This window comes from Hymenobacter sp. GOD-10R (assembly GCF_035609205.1).
Taxonomy (GTDB): Bacteria; Bacteroidota; Bacteroidia; order Cytophagales; family Hymenobacteraceae; genus Hymenobacter.
Genome location: NZ_CP141184.1, coordinates 5,610,702 through 5,632,003, shown reverse-complemented (window position 1 = coordinate 5,632,003; position 21,302 = coordinate 5,610,702). Strand labels below are relative to the sequence as shown.

Here is a 21,302-nt window from a genome sequence, read left to right as displayed (position 1 = left end):
TTGTATATTACAAATATTTACTTTAATAAATACAATAGAAGTGTCAAGGTATTGTTGACCTTATTCGAGGTAGTAGGGCATAGTGCAGAGATAGTGATGAAGGGAGGAAGCATAGTTCAGCTTGCTGAAATAGCTCTTAACCAGTATAAGGGACCAGTTTTAAGAGAGTGACTCCCTAGCCTGCTAGCTGTATAACTTTTGTGTTAAGCACGTAGGGAATAAGAGGGTAAGCCTTTTTTACATCATGCCACAGCAATGCCCAATGGCATAATAGTTGAACTTATCTCATATTATTAGGAAATTTATATACATTGATAGATGCGTATATGTAGCTCAGTCCTTTTCTCAACCGTTTTCTCAGTTGAGGCCTCTGCTTAGAACGCATTATTACATGAAAACCTGCTAACAGTCAAGCTTGAAAAGATGAATGAGTCTGCTACTACCAATACAAGCATATATGAACGAGGGGAAGGTTTGTTTGTTCAACAATTATTTGAAGAAAGTGCTGCCAAATACCAAGATAAGATTGCAGTTATATGCAATGAAGAAAAGATAACATATGCAGAGCTAGATGAAGCCGCTAATAAGTTAAGTAATGCCATCTTATATAATCATTATCATGACGAAATAATTGGAATTAGTAATTCGCGTGAGATAGAAATGATTGTAGGGATACTAGCAATATTAAAAGCAGGTAAGGCATACCTGCCGCTTGATCATAGATACCCTCAACAACGGATTACTCAGATAATAGCTAATTCTAAAATTACAGCGTGCGTTGCTACAACGAAAGATAGCGAGTTACTTGAGTTAGCAGGTTTAAAAGTAATAACATCAGATAAACAGCATGGTTTCCCTGCGCAAGCTGTAGCAAACAGAAGCGAAGTAGCTTATGTACTTTATACGTCTGGCTCTACAGGAGTGCCTAAAGGCGTTTGCATGGGCCACAAACCACTCGTTAATCTAATAGAGTGGCAGAATGAAAATTCTACAGCTGCGATAGATGCACGAACATTACAATTTGCACCTATAAGCTTTGATGTTTCTTTTCAAGAAATATTTGCAACGTTAACTACTGGTGGAACACTATTATTGATTGATGAAGAAACTCGGATTGATTTAGATAGATTACTACGCTTTGTAGAATTGAAATCAATCAATAGAGTATTCTTGCCATTCGTGGCGCTGCAGTACTTGGCAGAGGCTGCTGTGAACGCTCAGCGTTTTCCACTTTCCTTAAAAGAAGTGATGACGGCTGGTGAGCAATTAAAAATAACGCCTCAGCTAGTTGAGTTTTTTTCAAAGCTCCCAGGCTGCGTCTTGTATAACCAATATGGGCCAACAGAGTGTCATGTCGTTACGCAACTAATACTTGACGGTGATGCATCGGCATGGCCGCCTTTACCAACAATTGGTAGTGCTATTGCGAACACCGTCCTGTTTATGGTCGATGATAAGCTAGCTCTGTTACCTGATGGGGAAGTTGGAGAAGTTTGTATTAGCGGTATTTGCTTGGCTGAGGGATATCTGAATCAACCGGAGCTGACAAAAGAAAAATTCTGCTATTGGCGCAACGATCGAGGCGAATCAATACGCATCTATCGGACCGGCGACCTAGGTCGCTTCTTGCCCGATGGTACTATCGAATTTCTAGGTCGCAGAGATGATCAGGTGAAAATCAGAGGCTATCGGATTGAGCTTGCTGAAGTCGAAGTTGCTCTCAATGAGATAAATGGCATTCGGCAAGCGGTTGTAGTAGCACAAGAGACTGCAAGTGGTCAGAAGCAGTTGGTGGCTTATGTGGTAGCCTCTGCCATGCAGCAGGATACATCAGCTGTTCGTAAGTTATTAGAAGCTAGGCTGCCAGAATATATGGTACCATCTGCATTCGTGTGGATGGATGATTTTCCGAAAACAAGTAGCGGCAAGGTTGATAAGAAATTATTGCCTAAGCCCGAAGGAAAACGGCCATCGCTAACCACGTTATATCGGAAGCCTACCACAGCTATTGAGAAAAATATAGTAAGCACGTTGTGCGACCTGCTCGGAATAGACAAGGTTGGACTTGATGATAATTTTTTTGAGCTAGGTGGAAGTTCATTATTGGCGCAGAGAACTGTTGCTGCTTTGAAAAAGCAGTACAACTATGTTCTACCAGTTACTAAATTATATCAGCACCCGACTGTTGCTACAATTGTAGATTATTTATCACAGCACGCATCTGTAAAAAGCAAAGCTGCTACAGAAAATGCAGTTCGAGTAGAAAATACTAGTGATGTTGCGGTAATTGGAATGTCCGGGCGCTTCCCTGGTGCAGCTTCTATTGATGAATTATGGGAAGTATTAAAGCAAGGAAAAGAAACCACAAGCTTTTTTACAGAAGCTGAGTTAGACTCAACATTACCTAGTCTGCTTACCAAAGATCCGCTTTATGTAAAGGCGCGTGGAATAATTGATTCCGCAGACCAATTTGATGCTTTCTTCTTTGGGTTAAATTCAAAGCTGGCAGAAGCAATGGACCCGCAACAGCGTGTGTTCCTCGAAATTGCTTGGGAAGCATTGGAGCAGTCAGGCCATTTGCCAGCGCATTACGATGGACGAATAGGTGTATTTGCCGGTTGCGGTAATAATACTTACTACTGGCACAATTTGGCTGGTAATGAGGAGGTAATTAATCGGGTTGGGAGTTTCCAAATAATGACCGTTAACGAGAAAGACTACCTTGCTTCTCGAACGGCATATACGCTGAATCTGAAGGGACCCGCTGTTAGTGTTTATTCGGCCTGTTCCACCTCTTTGTTAGCTATTGCACAGGCTGTACAGAGTATTCGTGCTGGGCATTGCGAAGTGGCCTTGGCTGGTGGGTCCAGTATCACGTCGCCCGTTCGGAGCGGGCACTTGTATGAGGAAGGGGCGATGCTGAGCCCAGACGGTCATTGCCGCTCGTTTGATGCCGATGCACAGGGAACTGTCTTTAGTGATGGAGCAGGAGTTGTGTTATTGAAGAGCCTGGAAGCAGCTAAGCGTGACGGTGATACAATCTATGCCGTCATCAAAGGGGTAGGCGTGAATAATGATGGCAGCAACAAAGGAAGCTTTACAGCCCCAAGTGCTGAAGGTCAAGCATCAGCAATTGCTATGGCTATTGCTAATGCGCAAATCGAAGCCGCCTCAATTAGTTATGTAGAAGCACATGGCACGGCAACTCCCCTCGGCGACCCCATCGAGATAGAAGGGCTTTCAATGGCTTTTGGCGAGCAGTCTTCAACTCAGTTCTGCGCCATTGGTTCTATCAAAAGCAACATGGGGCACCTGACGGCGGCGGCAGGAGTGACCGGGTTTATCAAGACAGTGTTGGCGTTGCATCATAAGCAACTGCCACCATCCCTCGGGTTTGAAAAGCCAAACCCTGCCATCGATTTCAATAATAGTCCTTTTTTCGTAAACACGAAACTCTCGCCCTGGCAGTCGCAGAGCGTGCGCCGGGCAGGCGTAAGTTCGTTTGGTGTAGGGGGCACGAATGTGCACGTGGTGCTAGAAGAAGGGGAGGCGGAAAGCGTACCTACAACGTCGGGCCGGCCACTTCAGCTTGTAACATGGTCAGCAAAATCGGATGTTAGTCGCGATGCATACGGGCAACGGTTGGCTGAACATGTTCGGCAAACGCCATCAGCAGATCTGGCTGACCTAGCTTTCACGCTGCATACTACCCGGCCGGCATTCAATTATCGTCGGTTTGTGATGGCCGCTAACCAGGATGAGTTATCCGAAGCGCTGCTAAACACGAATGTGCCTTCCTCAGAGATTAGCAGTCTTAAAGCTAGGCCCGATGAAGTAGTCTTCTTGTTCCCTGGCCAAGGCTCACAGTACCTCAATATGGGGCGTACCCTGTACGAGAACGAAACAGTTTATCGGCAAGCAGTTGATGAGTGCGCGGAGTTGCTGCAAGCACATATTGATACGGACATACGACAAATCATCTTCCCAGAAGCCAATAGCCCGGAATCAGAAGATCGTCTGAAAAATACACGCTATACGCAGCCTGCTTTGTTCGTGACCGAATACGCGGTAGCTAAGCTGTGGATGAGCTGGGGAATTACACCATCTATCTTCTGTGGGCATAGTATCGGTGAATTCGTTGCTGCCCATTTAGCGGGCATTTTCACCCTAGCTGATGCCTTACTCCTTATTGCTACCCGTGGTAAGATGGTGAGTGAGCTTCCGCGCGGAAGTATGCTCTCGGTACGGATGGAGGTGGAAAAAGTCGAGGAGCTTTTGCCTAAAAATCTGTCTGTGGCCGCTATCAACAGCACGAAGCTGTGCGTGGTAGCCGGCCAAGATGAGGATGTTGCTACGTTCGCTAGAATGCTCGATAGCCAATCTATTCCGAACCGGGTGTTGGCCACTAGCCATGCGTTCCATTCGGCTATGATGGACCCAATCGTTGATGATTTCAGGCAAGTAGTGGCAAAAGTTACATTGCATCAGCCGCAAAAGCCCATGATTTCAACTGTGAGTGGCACATGGCTCACCGAAGCGCAAGCAACTAGCCCCGATTATTGGGCTACGCACTTGCGCGCAACGGTGCGGTTTGCCGATGCACTAGAAACAGTGTTGGCGCAAGAATCGCCATTGCTACTAGAAGTGGGGCCAGGTAACGTGACAGCCACGCTTGCACGCCAGCAAGCTGGCACTAGGCCAGTGGTTGTGCTAGCTAGCCTGGCAGCTCCAAAAGGCGCGCAGGCAGAGTACCAAACCATTCTGAAGACGCTAGGGCAGCTGTGGCTGAATGGAGTAGAGCCAGATTGGCATGCTTTCTACGCTGACCAAACAAGAAAAAGAATCCTACTACCTACATACGCTTTCGACCGCAAACGCTGTTGGATCGACTCGCTGCAAAAGCCTACCACAACTATTAATACCGCCGAACTGCCTGTCCAAGAATTTGCATCTATTACGGAAACACACCTGCCAACTACAATGCGAAAAAGTATACTATTAACGAGGGTAAAAACTATACTGGAAGATGCTTCTGGTATCGATATGGACGGCGTAACGCCAGAGATGAGTTTTCTGGAAATCGGGCTCGATTCGCTCCTGCTAACGCAGGTCGTACTGATGTTGAAGAGAGAGTTCGAGCTACCAATTACGTTCCGCCAGCTCAATGAAGAGTATGCAACCCTCGATCTGCTAACTTCCTATTTGGACAGCAAATTACCTGCTGACGCCTATCAGCCGGCGCCTGCTGTGATACCACCTGCTCCGTCTATCGCGCCGGTTGCTGCTTTGGCACAATCTGCTGCTGTACAAGCTGCGCCAGCGCCAATCACACTACAGGCAGCACCGGTTATGATGCTTCCTATTGGGGCTAGCCTCCCAGCCGGTAACGACTCGCCACTTGGCCTGATTGCTCAACAGTTGCACATCCTGGCCAAACAGATGAATATGCTGCAAGGAGGCGGACAAGTGCTGCCAGTGAGTAGCCCTACCGCAGTTCCGATGCCCAGTGCACCTACGGAGCCAGTTGTCACGGTACCTAGCTTTTCAGTAAAACCAACTGCGGCATCAGCAGATCTGACTCCTGAAGAAGCTGTTGAAATCAAGAAGCCTTTCGGGGCTGCTGCCCGTATCGAACGGCAAACGACGGAGCTGAGTCCTGCACAACAGCACTTTTTGCAGCAGCTCACGTTCCGCTACAACCAAAAGACGGCCGGTAGCAAAACCTACGCTCAGCAGCACCGCTCTTACATGGCTGACCCGCGGGTAGTTTCAGGCTTTAAGCCGCTCACCAAGGAGATTGTTTACCCAATCGTGGTAAACCGGTCGCGGGGTAGTCGCTTGTGGGATGTAGATGGCAACGAGTATATCGATGTACTGAGTGGTTTTGGATCCAATCTGCTGGGCTATCAGCCTGATATTATTAAAGATGCGCTAGCCGATCAGATTGAGAAAGGCTTTGAAGTTGGTCCACAGCATGAGCTAGCTGGTGAAGTAAGTCAACTCATTTGTGCTTTCACGGGCTTAGAGCGTGCCGCTTTGTGCAACACGGGTTCGGAAGCTGTGCTAGGTGCGATGCGCATTGCGCGCACTGTGACGGGTCGCTCGTTGATTGTTGCTTTTTCGGGCTCCTACCATGGCATCAATGATGAGGTTCTAATCCGCGGAACCAAGAAGCTGAAATCGTTTCCAGCGGCGCCAGGTATTATGCCGGAAGCCGTACAGAACATGCTGATCTTGGATTACGGTACGGAAGAGAGCTTGCGCATTATCAGCGAACGAGCTTCGGAGTTGGCAGCTGTGTTGGTAGAACCCGTGCAGAGCCGCCGCCCCGAATTCCGACCGATAGACTTCCTGAAAAAGCTTCGAGCAGTTACCGCTGCCTCTGGAACAGCCCTGATTTTCGACGAGGTAATTACCGGTTTCCGGATGCATCCAGGCGGAGCACAGGCGCTATTCGGTATCAAAGCTGACCTAGCAACCTACGGCAAAGTAATTGGCGGCGGGCTGCCTATTGGCGCAATTGCTGGCAAGAAAGAATTTATGGATGCGCTAGACGGCGGCTTTTGGCAATATGGTGATGCTTCGGTGCCAGAAGCAGGCGTAACCTATTTCGCGGGCACCTTTGTTCGGCACCCGTTGGCCCTGGCCGCCGCTAAGGCATCCTTGCATTATATGAAGGAAAGAGGAGCTGCCTTGCAGCGCAGCTTAACCGGTAAAGCTGAGCGATTGACGGAAACCCTAAACCGAGAGTTTGAGCGTCAAGGATTGCCGTTTTTCGTCGCCCAGTTCGGGTCACTTTGGAAGATCAAGTTTAAGGAAGAGATTCCTTACAGTGAGCTGCTGTTCACGCTGATGCGCGAAAGAGGCATTCACGTATGGGATGGGTTCCCATGCTTCATGACAGAAGCGCACACCGAGAAAGAAATAGATACAGTTATTGACCTATTTCTCGATTGTGTGAATCAGTTGGTTGCCGTGGGATTCTTCAAGGGGAACGGAATACCTGCGCTAACGGCTGCAACGGTCAACGGGCTAGCCTCTGGTACTAGTCAGCCGCCGGTACCCGGAGCGAAGCTAGGACGTGACAAAGACGGGAATCCTGCCTGGTTTATCTCCGACCCAGAACAGCCTGGTAAATACTTCCAAATCAAATCGTACTAGGTCATGTTGGTAAAGGAACTTGAAAACCTAGACCTGACAGAGGTCGAATTCGACCCATTTGTTGGGCCAGAAATCGTGTGCGTGGCGCCTTCTACGGAAGCTCAGCAGGAAATATGGATTGCTTGCCTATTTGGTGGTGACGATGCTAACCGGGCCTTTAACGAATCGGTCTCGCTGCGGCTGCGCGGTCGATTCGACAAAGCTGCTATGGAAAAAGCGCTGCAAGCTCTAGTGAAACGCCACGAAGCTTTGCATTCGGCTTTCGGAGCTAATGGTCGTGAGATCTGCGTTTTTAAAGACTTGGCCGCTGACTTTGCCTATCAGGATATAACCAACAAGTCGGAGGAGGAGCAAGAACAGTTTATAGCTAAATACACGCAGCAAAACGCGCTGTTGCCGTTTAACTTACTGTATGGGCCACTTTTTAGGTCCAGCTTAATTAAGCTGTCTGATCAGGAGCACCATCTTACGCTTACCGCGCACCACGTCGTGTGTGACGGCTGGTCGTTGGGTATCATGATGCAAGACCTAGGTAAGCTGTACTCAGCCCAGGTACAGGATGTCTATCCAGATCTGACGAAAGCAATCAACTTCAGTCAGTTTGCCAGTGAACAGCTCTCCTACGCAAAAAGTGAAGACTATCGGGCAGTTGAGAAGTTCTGGCTTGATCAGTACAAGAACAATGCGCCGGTCGTAACCCTGCCCACGGACTTTCCGCGGCCGTCATTACGTACATTCAAGAGTAATCGCCTTGATTATCCGCTGAAGCCAGGTTTAGTACCTGCTATCAAGAAGATGGGGTTAAAGGCAGGGTGTAGCTTCGTCACCACGCTGATGGCTGGTTTCGATGTGCTACTGCATCGCCTAACCGGACAAAACGAAATTGTAGTTGGGTTGCCTACGGCCGGACAATCGGCGACTGGCAACCACTGGCTAGTAGGGCACTGCGTCAACCTCTTGCCCTTGCGCAGTACACTGACACCTGAGGTCAGCTTTGTTGACTTCCTCAAACAGCGAAAGGCTTTCCTATTCGACGCCTACGAGCATCAGCAGCTGACGTTCGGGAGCTTACTGAAAAAGCTGAGCATTCCGCGGGACGCTTCGCGCATCCCGCTCGTACCCGTCGTATTCAACGTAGATATGGGCCTTGCCGATGGCGTTGAGTTCCACGAACTGGAGTATGAGCTGATCAGCAATCCGCGCGAGTACGAGAGCTTTGAGCTGTTTCTGAACGCTAGCGGCTCAGAAAAGTCAGTGGTGCTGGAGTGTTCTTACAATAGCGCCTTGTTCAAGCCTGCTACCATCAAGCAGATGATGGCTGAATTTGAGCAGCTATTGGAGCAGGTCGTCGAAAACCCATCTATTAAGGTGACGGCTATTCAACTAGGTAGCGCAACGAACCCGGCGGAGGCATACGCCGAGCTAAATAGCACCACTCAGCCCTATCCAGTAAGCAAAACGCTACACCAGCTACTTAGCGAGCAAGCAAAACGCACGCCTCATGCAACGGCTATCAAGTTTGGAAACTTTGTTCTCTCTTATCAAGAGCTAGAAACCAGTGCTAATCAGCTAGCTAATTACTTAGCAGCTAGCCAAGTGCGCCCTGGTGATGTAGTAGGATTGCTGCTAGAGCGTTCCCCAGACTTGGTAATTGCGCTGCTCGCCATCATGAAGTGTGGCGCAGCTTACGTACCGCTCGACCCAATTTATCCGGAGGAGCGCATCTCCTTTATGTTGGCTGATTCGGGCGCGAGATTCCTGTTTGCGTCGGAAAAGCTAGGTGCCGCATTTTCTACCAGCGCTACCAAACTGTGCGCGGAGGATGCTTTCCAAGCATCGCGTGGCTATTCTACAACCGCTCCTAGGCGGGAGCAGGAGAGTAGCAGCTTGCTCTACGTGCTATACACCTCTGGCTCGACCGGTAAGCCTAAAGGGGTACAAATTACCCATCGTAACGTCGTCAACTTCTTGTGTAGCATGCAGCAGGAGCCAGGCATCACAGCCGCCGACAAGCTGTTAGCCGTAACGACTATTTCCTTTGACATTGCCGGGCTGGAATTGTTTCTACCACTGATTAGCGGCGCAGCTATTGTTTTGGCCGACGCCATGACGACCAAAGATGGCAAGCTACTGCGGGAGCTAATTGAGCAAGAACGCGTAACCATTCTGCAGGCGACGCCCGCTACGTGGCGCATGCTACTGGAAGCCGGCTGGACGAAAAAGCTGCCTTTAAAAGCGCTTTGTGGCGGCGAAGCACTACCCGCTGAGCTAGCTGCACGCTTGGTTGCTAAATGTGACTCTGTTTGGAACATGTACGGCCCAACCGAGACAACGATTTGGTCTTCCGTTAAGCATGTTGCCGATGTTGAGGAGAATATTACGGTAGGGAAACCAATTGCCAATACGCAGTTTTACATCTTAGACGATCAGCTTAGGCTCGTGGAGCCAGGTGTCGTAGGGGAGATAATTATTGCGGGTGATGGTGTAGGCCAAGGTTATCTGAACCGGCCTGAGCTGACTGCCGAAAAGTTTGTGACAAACCCATTCGCCGAGGAGAATGGCGCCACCATGTACCGCACTGGTGACCTAGGGAAGCTGCTGCCATCGGGAGAGGTGCAGTGCCTAGGGCGGGTAGATCAGCAGGTGAAAGTGCGGGGGTACCGCATTGAGCCTGGTGAGATAGAGCAAGTACTCGTATCGTTCGACGACTTAAAGGAGGCCGTAGTACTAGCCCGCGACGAACGGCTAGTTGCTTTTGTGGTGCCCGCCGCAGCGCTATCGTTGGCAGCGGCTCAGCAGAGAATTGCGGAGTGGAAGAAAGCACTGGCGAGGTTGCTACCAGCTTATATGGTGCCCAGCGAGGTGGTCGTGCTGTCTGCGCTACCGATGACGCTCAATGGGAAAGTGGACCGGAAAGCACTGCTGGAGCAGCCCAAAGAAGCGGCCAAGCAGCTACATGATCACTATGTAGCGCCGCGTACTGAGTCCGAGAAGCTAGTCGCCAGCATTTGGTGCGACTGTCTCAAACTTGAGCAAGTAAGCATCTATGACAACTTCTTTGAGCTAGGTGGCCATTCCTTGATAGCGGTGCAGGTGATGGCACGCTTAGAGCAGGAAACCGGTAAGCGGCTACCTCTTTCTACGCTGTTCGAATACTCTACCGTACAGAAGCTCGCTTCGGTAGTACAGGCAAATGATGAAGTCATCACGTGGGATTCGTTGTGGGATTCACTGGTGCCAATACAGCCCTGTGGCAGCAAAACGCCACTCTACATTGTACACGGTGCAGGCATGAACGTTTTGCTATTCAATACCCTAGCCAAGAACATGGATCCTGATCAGCCGGTGTACGGATTGCAGGCCAAGGGCCTCAACGGCATCGACGAGCCCCTAGGTACCATTGAGGAAATAGCAGCGCACTACATAGCCGCTATTTCTGCTACGAATCCTGATGGGCCGTATGCGTTGGCTGGTTACTCTTTTGGGGGTGTTATTGCCTACGAAATGGCTAGCCAGTTGGTAAAGGCTGGAAAGGTAGTTAAGTCACTCATTATGTTTGATACCTATGCGTATCAGGCGTATAGCGCTAAACCTGGTAAGGCCAAGCGCAGAGCTAAGGTAAAATATCTCTTGCAGAAAACGGCTTATACGTTCGTGCTGTTAGCGAAGCGCCCAGGTCGCACGTTGTTCTATAAGGCTGATACAGTCAAGCGGATGTTCTTGCGGCCTTACCTAACGCTGAAGCATGGTAAGGAGCGGCAGTACGAAATACTTAATGGGCATCCGTATCAGCTTGCGGTAAAAAACAACCTTGCTGAGCAAGCCTACGAGCTAACGCCGCAACCACTGGCTATCGACTTGTTTAGGGTAGATACGCCGACCTACTACATGCACGATACCGAGTTCCTCGGGTGGAAGAATCTGGCGCTGAAAGGAGTCAACATCCACCAGGTGCAAGGCGAGCATGGGTGCATCTTCGATGCGCCAAATGACCAGAAGATAGCAGAGACTTTGCAGATCATTCTGAACAAAAGCTAGGTGCACCTTAGCACATAGCGTAACAAAAAGGCTCCTGTCCACCATGGACAGGAGCCTTTTTGTTACGCTATGTGCTAAGATTTATGTTCGAGCCTGCTCCAGAACCTTAGCAAGCTTGTCTGCAAGTTCAACAGCGCCAGGCTCTTTGAAGATGCTGATATGGTCGCCGGTAACGGTGAGAACTTCTATCTCGCCCGTTACGTGCTGGCCCCAGCCGCCTAATGGGTCATTGATTAGGCCGGGCGTGGGAACACTAGATCTAAACAGCACAACCTTGCCCGGGTACGCCTTCAAATTGTAGCCTTCGCGCTTTGTGCCAGCTATCTTCCGCTGAAGGAAATTAAGCTTGATGGCTGCTTCTTGAGCAATGTATTGTACGGTTTCAAATAGTGTCTTTTTGCGCAGCTCCTCATAGTAGATACCCGCTTTTTGCTTGAGGTACGTAGCCGACTTCTTAGAGAGCAAGGCATTCGATGGATACGCTTCGAACAAGGCTAAAACGGGCACTTCTTCTCCTGCTGCCAGCAGCGTTTGGGCCACCTCAAAAATGATGGGATAGTAACCGCAGAAGGCTCCTAGGTAATAAGGCCCGTGCGGCTGCACCTGCTTCATCTCTCGGATAAAATGCTGGGCTAGCTCCCCAACACGTTCGTTAGGCGGAAGCTCATCGATGCGCTCGTAGAAGGGTAATTCCAGACCGTAGAAGGGTTGCTCTTGACCAATATGCGCTACGAGGTGTCGGTAGAGTAAGAAGCCCGGAATGGCAAAGAAGGGGGCGTTAGTACCTTCTTTTTGCAAGGCTACCAATGGGTTAACGTCCTTATCAAGGTTGGCGGGCTCATCGGCTTGCCGCTCCTCGTGTAAGCTGGCTTCTAAGCGTGCAGCTACTACTTCTGCTAGTTTAGCAACTGTTTGGTACACGAACAGGTCGCGGGGCTGCACGCTGTAGCCCGCTTGCCGAAGCCGGCTAACAATCTGGATGGTGATGATAGAATCGCCACCTAGCTCGAAGAAGTTGTCGTGGATGCCGATGGTTTCCTTCTTCAATACATCCTGCCAAATGCGCCCTAGTGTTTTTTCAGCTTGGGTGCGAGGGGCTTCGTACTCCTCCGTCGATAATGCACTGGCATTAGGAGCTGGCAGCGCCTGCTTGTTTACTTTTCCGTTGGTTGTCAGCGGCAAGGTAGCTAGCTCTACCCAGAGCGTAGGCACCATATAATCGGGTAGCTTGCTTCTGAGGTAAGCCATGATTCGCTCCCGTTCGAAGGCGCCTTCCGTTACGACGTACCCCACCAGCCGCTTGGGGCTGCCTTGGTCGGCACGCACCATCACGACGGCTTGTTTGATGAGGGCACTCTGCTGGAGCACGGCTTCAATCTCACCTAGCTCAATGCGGAAACCGCGGAGCTTCACCTGTTCGTCTAGCCGACCTAGGTACTCCAGGCGGCCATCGGCGCGCCAGCGGCCCCGGTCGCCGGTACGGTACAGGCGTGTGCCTTCTTTTGTGGCAAAAGGATGAGCCACAAACTTTTCGGTAGTTAGTGCTGGCTGGTTGAGGTAAGCCCGCGCTACGCCGGCCCCGCCCACGTACACTTCTCCGGCTACGCCGACGGGTACTAGTTGCTGCCGCTCGTCGAGCACATACGCTGTCCGGTTGGGCAATGGCCGACCAATCGGTAGGGGAACGGGCGCACTCAAGTCGGCGCTGGTAATGGGGTGCGTGAGCGAGAAGGTGGTGTTCTCCGTCGGACCGTAACCGTTGAGAATGCGCAAAGACGGGTAGTGCTCGTGCAGCTGTCGTACGTGCAGCTCAGAGAGCTTTTCGCCGCCGACAAGCACGGTATCTAAGCCAGCAAACACCAGCGGATTAACGTCTACCAGCTGATTAAACCAGCTCGCCGTAAACCACATCTTCGTTACGCCGCGCTCCTGAATTTCCTCGCGCAGCAAGGTGCTATTGAGTAGCCGATCTTCGGAGCATAGCACAAGCTGACCACCGTTAAGCAGCATGCTCCAGTACTCAAATGTAGTAGCATCGAACGAGGGCGAACCAGTAGATAAGAGGATGTCCTTACTGGTTAAGGCTACATAGTCTACGTCCTTCACTAGGCTTACCACGTTGCCGTGCTCCACGAGTACACCCTTGGGGCGGCCGGTACTACCTGAGGTGTAAATCACGTAGGCTAGGTGCTGCGCCGTGACAACGACCGGCGGATTTGCCGTAGACTCCTGCTCAATTGCCTGTTGCGCCTGGCCATCAATTTCTACTACGGTCAGGGTAGGAGCAGCGCCCCGCAACGTGGTGGTCGTGCTCTTGCTGCTCAAGGCTAGCTGCGCACCCGTGTCCTCGATCATATACTGCAAGCGCTCAGCCGGGTAACTTGCATCGAGTGGTACGTACGCACCGCCCGCTTTTAGCACTCCGAGTATGCCGACGAGCAATGCAATGGAGCGTTCCAAACACAGCGGCACCAGTGTCTCGGCTTGCACACCATGCTTACCTAGGTAGTAGGCCAGTTGGTTGGCACGAGCATTAAGTTCTTGGTAGGTAATCTGCTGTTGCTCAAACGCCACGGCTATAGCATGCGGCGTACTCGCTACTTGTGCTTCAAACAAAGCAACGATGCTCTGCGACGAAGCAGGCAGCACAGGCGTCGTGTTGAACACATTCAACAACTCGTGCTCCTCTGCCGCCGTGAGCATAGGCAGCGCCGCAATGCTGAGTTGCGGTTGCTTTACCACCGAGTGCAGCAGCTCCAAGAAATGCCCCACCATACGGGTAACCGTAGAAGATTGGTAGAGGTCGGTGCTGTATTCGACGAAGCCTTGCAGACCTAGCTCGTCTTCCGTGAGGGTGAACGTGAAGTCGAACTGAGCGGTAGCATGTTCGTAGCCTTCGCGGCTAACCTTCACGGCACCTAGGCTCAAATCAGGAACATCGGGCGTGTTTTGCAACACGAACATCACCTGAAACAGTGGACTGCGGCTCAGGTCGCGCTCTTTCACCACCAGATCCACCACTTTCTCGAAGGGGGCCTGCTGGTGCTCGTATGCTTCCAGCGTCGTGGTTTTTACCTGCTGCAACAGCTCAGTGAAGCTGGCTTCGCCCCGTACTTGGCTGCGCAAAGCTAGGGTGTTAACGAAGAAGCCAATAAGCTCTTCTATTTCATGCTGCTGCCGGCCGGCAATGGCACTGCCCACGCAGATATCCTGCTGACCGCTGTAGCGGTAAAGGAGACTTTTAAATGTGGATAGCAGCGTCATGAAGAGCGTGACGCCCTGCTGTTGGCTAAGCACTTGTAGCTTATCGACAAGGTCTTGATCGAGTCGGAAGGCAGCGCTAGCACCTTTCGTGCTTTGCACAGCCGGCCGCGGCAAATCGGTCGGTAGCTGCAGCTGCGCAACATTGGCTAGCTTTTCCTGCCAATAGTTGAGGGGCTTTTCGAGCCGCGTGGCACTAAGGTTCTGCCGCTGCCACAGCGCAAAATCGGCGTACTGTACCGGCATAGGCGGTAGCTGCACTGGCTGGTTGGCTACGTGCGCTTCATAAAGCGTCACCAGTTCCCGGAAGAAGACTGACAGCGACCAGCCGTCCGACGCAATGTGGTGCATCGTGATGACGAGCAAGTGCTCCTCAGGGTCGGGCAGGCCGATCAGGGCGGCGCGCAGCATCGGGTCATTCGCCAGATCGAACGGCTTGCTGATACATTGCTGCACTTGCAGCTGCACCGCCTCCGGGTCGGCTTGGTATACGCAGCCATCGAGTTGGGTCAGGTGCCAGTCGTCGTGCGCGAGTACTTGCTGGTAAGCCTGGCCGTCCTGTTCTCGCAGCACGGTCCGCAACACTTCATGCCGTTGCAGAATACCAAACAAGGCAGCGGATAAAGCACTTAGGTTCAGCTTACCGCGGAGTCGCAGCACAATGGGCACGTGGTACTGCACGCTGCCTTCTAGCTGGTCAATGAACCACAGGCGTTCTTGACTGAAAGACAAGGGGATGCGCTCAGGTCGGGGCTGGGCAACGATGGCCGGCAGCACCAAATCTTTGTTGTGCGCCTGCAAATACTCGGATAAGTCGGCAATGGTGGGGTGCACGAACAGATCCTTGATGACCAACTCTACCGCCAATTGCTTGCGCACCGCCGACACCACCCGCGTGGCTAGCAGCGAGTGGCCACCTAGCTCGAAAAAGTTGTCGTAGATGCCAATTTTATCCAGCACCAACAGTTCTTGCCAGATGGTAGCTAGCTTCTGCTCCAACTCGTTGCGGGGCGCTTGGTAATTAAACTTGTTGATGACGCCGCGGTCTTCGCGTTGAGTCAGGAAGCGTCGGTCTACTTTGCCGTTGCTGGTCAGCGGCAAGTACCCGAGGGGGATGAACTCGGCCGGTACCATGTACTCCGGCAAGCGGCGCTGCAACAAGGTGCGGATATCCTTCTGCAACAGCGCGCTAATGTCGTTGAAGAGCGAAATGTTGGTGGTGTTGGTGCTCGTGCGATAGTCTTTGTCGCTGTACACCGACGCCACAAACTGACCCGAAAACGTACGTTCCAACACCACATTCATCTTCAGCGGATCTTCGTCGAGCAGCAGGCGGACGTGGTAGCCGGCCGCTTGCGCCTCTCCTATCACCTGCGCGAAGGCTAGGCTTTCGGCATCTTGCGTTTCGAGGCTAGGTAGTACGTCGCCGAGGGTGGCCTCCGGCTGGTCGTGCAGAAGTTGGCTCAGGCGACGCTCGCGCCACAAGCGCGGGTTGGGTACATCTTGCAGGGCAACTACGGGGGCGCCTTGTTGGAGCTGCTCGCTAACGGCTGACTGAGTCTGTGAGCCAGTCCAGTGCTGCCACTGCGGCGTGAGCACTTCGGGTTTTTCGCCCACGTGCAAGATCACCGTGTAGCGGTATAGGGTTAGCTCGTTGATATAAGCACCATTTTTCCATTGAACCTCTACGTGCGTGATTTGCGGGTAAAGCGTTTGCAGCCGGTAGAAGTACTCGGGCGAGAAGCAAAGCTCTTCTTCCTTCAGCACCTCTTGCTCGACCAACCACTTAAACTCCCGGATGCCTTCTGTGGCCGGCGCTTTTTGCGCGTGCAAGCGGCCCTTGAAGAGCGGCAGCAGTCGGTTGTCGCGCACGTCGCCTAGGATGATGCGGCCGTTGCCATCCAGCAGCGAGATGCTTTTGGCAATGACTTCGCTCAGGTAGTCTTCGCCCGGGAAGTACTGGATAATGGAGTTCAGCAGAATCGTATCGACCTGCTCGCCGGAGCGCAACGCTAGCTCGTGCGCGGCGCCTACTTGCAGCTCCGTAGGACCGTAGTCGCGCTGGCCCTTGCGGATGTGTTGAGTGATTTGGTTAACGCAGGAGCGCGAAAAGTCGGTGCCGATGTACTTCTTGACTTTGCCCGCGAGCTGATAATAGATCAAGCCCGTGCCGCAGCCAATTTCCAGCACGTTTTCCGGCTTTTCCGAGAAAATAACGCCTACGATATCCTGAAGCCATTCGCGCATTTGCTCGGCCGGAATGGGCATACCGGTGAAGCTGTCATTCCAACCAATGATGTTGAACTCCTGGTCGACAGTTTCCTCGTCCTCCGTTTTGGCATATTCCGTTTCGTACAGCTCTTTCCAGCTTGCTACCTGCCGGTGATACAGCTCCCGCTCTTTCACCTTCACCACTTGCCAGTTGGGCACGTAGTAGCTCACGAGGCGCTTCACGGCATTGGCATCTTGGCGCACCACTACGCAGCTGTTGCTGATGTGCTCCAGCGCGTTCAGCGCATTCTCCACCTCACCGAGCTCAATGCGGTAGCCGCGCACCTTCACTTGGTCGTCGAGGCGACCTAGGTACTCGATATCGCCACTGGGCAGGGTGCGAGCTAGGTCGCCGGTCTTGTACAGGTGAGCACCTTCTTCCTCGCTGAACGGGTCCGTAATAAAGCGCTCCGCCGTGAGTTCGGGCTGATTGAGGTAGCCACGCGCTACGCCCGCGCCACCCACGTACAGCTCGCCCGTAGTGCCCGCTGCTACAGGTTGCAGTTGCTCATCCAGCACGTAAGCCGTGCGGTTGCTGAGTGGCTGACCTATCGGGATGGGGCTAGGCACCTCGGCACCCGTGATGGGGTAGGTAAGCGAAAATGTGGTGTTTTCGGTTGGGCCGTAGCCATTGACAACGGTGAGCGCCGGGTATGCTTGCTTGAGCTTCTGAATGTGTGGCTCCGACAGCTTCTCGCCACCTACCAAGATGGTGTCAAGGCCACTAAACAGATGCAGGTCGCTGTCGACTAGTTGGTTGAACCAGCTAGAGGTAAACCACATTTTGCTTACCCCACGTACCCGTATTTCTTCCTTCAGCAGGTCGTTATTCAGCAGTAGGTTTTCGGTAGCGAGCACCAGTTGGCCGCCATTCAGCAACATGCCCCAGTACTCGAACGTGGTAGCATCAAAGGACGGCGAGCCAGTCGACAGCAGGATATCATCGGGGGTGAGCGCCACGTAGCCGGCCTCTTTCACGAGGCTTATCACATTGCGGTGTTCCACCAGTACTCCTTTGGGCGTACCCGTTGAGCCCGACGTATACATGACGTACGCCAAATCGTGTGCGCTGCTCAGGGGAGCTAGGTTGTCGGTGGGCTGCCCGGCGATGCCGCTAGCCTCGGGGCCATCTAACGCTACCATGGTTAAGTCAGGCGTTGCCGCGGACAGCAGCTTGGGCTTAAGCGCTTCGGTGGTGAGCACCAGCGGCGCTGCCGTGTCATAAAGCATGTAGCGCAGTCGCTCGAGCGGATAGCTTGGGTCGAGCGGCACATAGGCCGCCCCCGCTTTGAGCACGGCAAGTAAGCTGACGATAAGCTGCGGGGAGCGGTCTAAGCACACGGGTACCAGCGTGCGCGGTGCTAGCCCCGTTTGGCGTAGATAAGCCGCTAATTGGTTTGCCTGCTCGTTAAGCTGTTGGTAGCTAAGTGTCTCAAGTTGAAATCGTAACGCAGTGGCATGCGGGGTCTGAGCTACTTGTTGTTCAAATAGATGGACAATGCTTTGCGACGAGGAGAAAGAGTAGAATTTTGACAGTAGTGCGTGAGGTTTGGATTGGGGCAGCATAGGTCAATATAGTCCCTACTTTTAAGCCTGTAGGAGGAAAAGAATTGTATAATTCTCTTATGCAATATAAAAAATAAAACACAATATGGACTTGAAGGCTATGTTATTTTTCATAATAGGCGATATAATAATTTTAGCTTGTTATTAATTATTGAATAAAACGAAGGTGTAACTCGTCTGCTGATTTCCGCGAGGCTGTACTTAAGTGAAATGAAGTGATACGTTAAAGCTCCCCAAATAATAAAGTAGGCACGTTATTTTGCGAAGTGCTTTAAGCTGGTAAATTCATGCAACGGATGCGCTGCAAGCGTAGCTTTAAAAATCGGTAGAGCTCCTTAGTTCAGTAGTTGAAATGATCTATCTATTTTACACGAGCTCTTATCAACAGCTGCAAGCTGCGCAGCTTGAATTGGTGTTGCACAAGCTTCCGTTTGCTGCTCAAGAGAAAATACTGCGCTTCAAAAATTGGCAGGATGCGCAGCGTAGCTTATTAGGAAATATGCTACTGCTGAAAGGAATGCAAGTGGTAGGAGCAGATAATTATTCGCTTGCTGATATAAAATACACGAATTATAAGAAGCCCTATTTTGAGGAAGGACTTAGTTTTAATATTTCACACTCGGGGGCGTATGTTGTTTGTGCACTTAGTGTAGATAATCAGGTAGGTGTTGATATAGAAGAAGTTAAGAGAATTGATTTGCAAGACATGCAAAGTCATTTCTCGCCACAAGAGTGGTCGGAGATTATACAGGCCAAGGACAGTATGCGCACATTTTACCAGCACTGGACACAGAAAGAAGCCTTCCTAAAAGCAATAGGGCTGGGGCTTAGTTATTCGCCCGAAAAAGTGAATTTTTCTGATAGTACTATTACCTGGGAGAATAAGAAGTGGTATTGTAAAGAGGTGCTATTAGATCCGGCGTATTGCTGCCATGTAGTCACAACGGCACAAAGTAGTGAGTTGGTAATTGAACAAGTTCATTTGAATCAACTCTAAGTAGTTTACGCCACCAGCCGAGCTTGTTGATGATTGGTAGTCAGCAAGAAGTCGCACCTAGGACACATCAGGAGAGTAGTACGCAGACGTATCTGTAGATAGAGCAAGCAAGCTGAAAACCGGCGCGCATAACTATCTACTTACATGAAAAAACTAATTGTACTGAGTGCTGTGCTGGTGAGCTTATGGCACGGTGGCACCGCGCAGGTAGTACAAGCTACTTCGCAAGCAGTAGCCGCTAGTCGACCGCAACCGTTGGCAAGCACTATTCTTATTCCCGCTTCCGACTTCTTGCAGGAAATTCCCAAAGGCAACATCATTGCCGATGCGGGAGCCCTGAATGTGCCGTGGTTATTTAATAACACCGCGCTGGTGCTGAAATCCGAAACAAACCTGATGATGAAGGTACAAGTGCCCGAAGCAGGGACTTACACCCTTTTCGTGCGCAGCCAGGGAGAGAAGAATGCCTCGTTTAAGGTGGCCGTGAATGATAAGGTAACGGCCGCTAGCTTCGGGACAGGTAAGCTGAGCTGGCAAGCAGGCGGCACATTCGACTTGCAACCCGGCACGGTGAACATCAAAATAACCCGAATCGATGCTGCACCTAGCTTCGATGTGTTGGTCCTGACCAAGAACTCGAACTTAACGGAGGAGGATATTCGACCTTTTCAGCTTAGCGAGAACGTGAAGCTGCTGAAGGAGTACGCCATACCACCATCGAACGCCGTGAAGTTTGGGGACGTGAATGGCGACGGCCAGACCGACTTTATGGTGTTGGAGCCTGACTTTTCAGCGCACGTCTTTGACAACAGCGGCAAGGAGCTGTGGAATTATAAAGCACCTGCCGAGTACGTGAAGGAGCGCTCAGAATTTGAAGCGCCCGGCGTGCTCTGGGATTTCGACCACGATGGCAAGGCGGAAGTGGTACACTGGCGCTTTATAGATGGTCAGGAGTGGCTGGTGATGGCCGATGGGCGCACGGGCAAGATCAAGCGCAAAGTGGCGTGGCCTACAAAGCCACTACCGCACGTGTACAACAACTTCCGCCTGGCCGTTGGTAAGCTGCACCCCGGCTCGCCCAACGACTTGGTCGTGTTTACCGACATGGGCGGCACCATCAACGTGCAGGCCTACGATGCCAAGCTGAACTCGCTGTGGAGCCACACCGAGCAGCGCAAGAAGGACAACCTAGGCCACTACGTGTACCCTGTCGATCTGAATCAAGATGGGCTCGATGAGGTGCTGGTGGGCACGCTGCTGCTCGATACGAAAGGGCAGAAAATATGGGACCGGTTTGACCTGCTGCCCGACAACCACGACCACGCTGACAGCTACAAGTTTGGGGATGTAGACGGCGACGGCCACCTCGACATCGTGACGGCTAACAGCGAAGCAGGTGTGTTTGTCTATCAAGCCATGACGGGAAAAATCATTTGGCAGGGCACCGCCGAGCATAGCCAGCAGATTCAGGTGGGCAACTTCCTACGCAATGTGCCGGGGCCACAAGTGGTAGTGGGCGGGCGCACCTACGGCAATCGGCAGATCGGGGAACCGTACCTGTCAAGTCAGCTGTATTGGTTTGATAACAAAGGGGAGCCGGTGAAGAAATGGCCCGGCAACCCGATCAACGGCAACCCCGATTTCGTGCGCGGCAACTGGCGCGGCGACGGTAGCACAGACCTGTTCTGGTATAAGTTTCGGCTGAATGACCTAGGCACCGGCGAGCTGTACTTTCCCGATCCAGTCTTCCACATGTTCGACTTCACAGGAAAAGGCGCCGAAGAAGTCATTACGCTGAACCGCGGCGTGCTACGGGTGTATGGCTACAGCAAAGCGGCTTACAGCGGTAAAGACAGCAAGAAGAATCTTGACTATCTGAAGAGTACGGTCGTGAATCATACGCATTACTAGCGTGTAGCGCGCAGCTCCCGCTTCGCGTCTCGTTGCATGAAATCGTTGTGACAAACCTAGACACGAGTCGTTCAAGGAGGCGCGAAGCAGGAGCTGC

5 protein-coding genes are annotated in these 21,302 nt (G+C 51.7%); 4 read left to right on the top strand and 1 reads right to left on the bottom strand.

What is annotated here, in order from left to right; all coding sequences use genetic code 11:
* The first annotated feature begins 423 nt into the window (after positions 1 to 423).
* Entirely contained in the window at positions 424 to 7,161 is a 6,738-nt protein-coding gene (locus tag SD425_RS22425; RefSeq protein WP_324672448.1) for a polyketide synthase, read from the top strand.
* Positions 7,162 to 7,164: 3 nt separating this feature from the next.
* The gene (locus tag SD425_RS22420) at positions 7,165 to 11,199 is read left to right on the top strand and encodes an amino acid adenylation domain-containing protein (RefSeq protein ID WP_324672446.1); all 4,035 of its coding nucleotides are present in this window, start codon (positions 7,165 to 7,167) and stop codon (positions 11,197 to 11,199) included.
* A gap of 81 nt (positions 11,200 to 11,280) precedes the next feature.
* On the opposite strand, the gene SD425_RS22415 is transcribed toward SD425_RS22420, so the two are convergent.
* Positions 11,281 to 18,297 (bottom strand): non-ribosomal peptide synthetase, encoded by a 7,017-nt coding sequence (locus tag SD425_RS22415; RefSeq protein ID WP_324672444.1) that lies wholly within the window; start codon positions 18,295 to 18,297, stop codon positions 11,281 to 11,283.
* Between the two features lie 352 nt (positions 18,298 to 18,649).
* Here SD425_RS22415 and SD425_RS22410 point away from each other — a divergent pair, with 352 nt between their 5' ends.
* Both SD425_RS22410 and SD425_RS22405 read left to right on the top strand, forming a co-directional pair.
* Entirely contained in the window at positions 18,650 to 19,294 is a 645-nt protein-coding gene (locus SD425_RS22410; RefSeq protein ID WP_324672442.1) for a 4'-phosphopantetheinyl transferase family protein, read from the top strand.
* A 144-nt stretch (positions 19,295 to 19,438) separates the two neighbouring features.
* Complete coding sequence (locus tag SD425_RS22405; protein WP_324672440.1) at positions 19,439 to 21,205, top strand: hypothetical protein; 1,767 nt, start codon at positions 19,439 to 19,441, stop codon at positions 21,203 to 21,205.
* Positions 21,206 to 21,302: the final 97 nt, after the last annotated feature.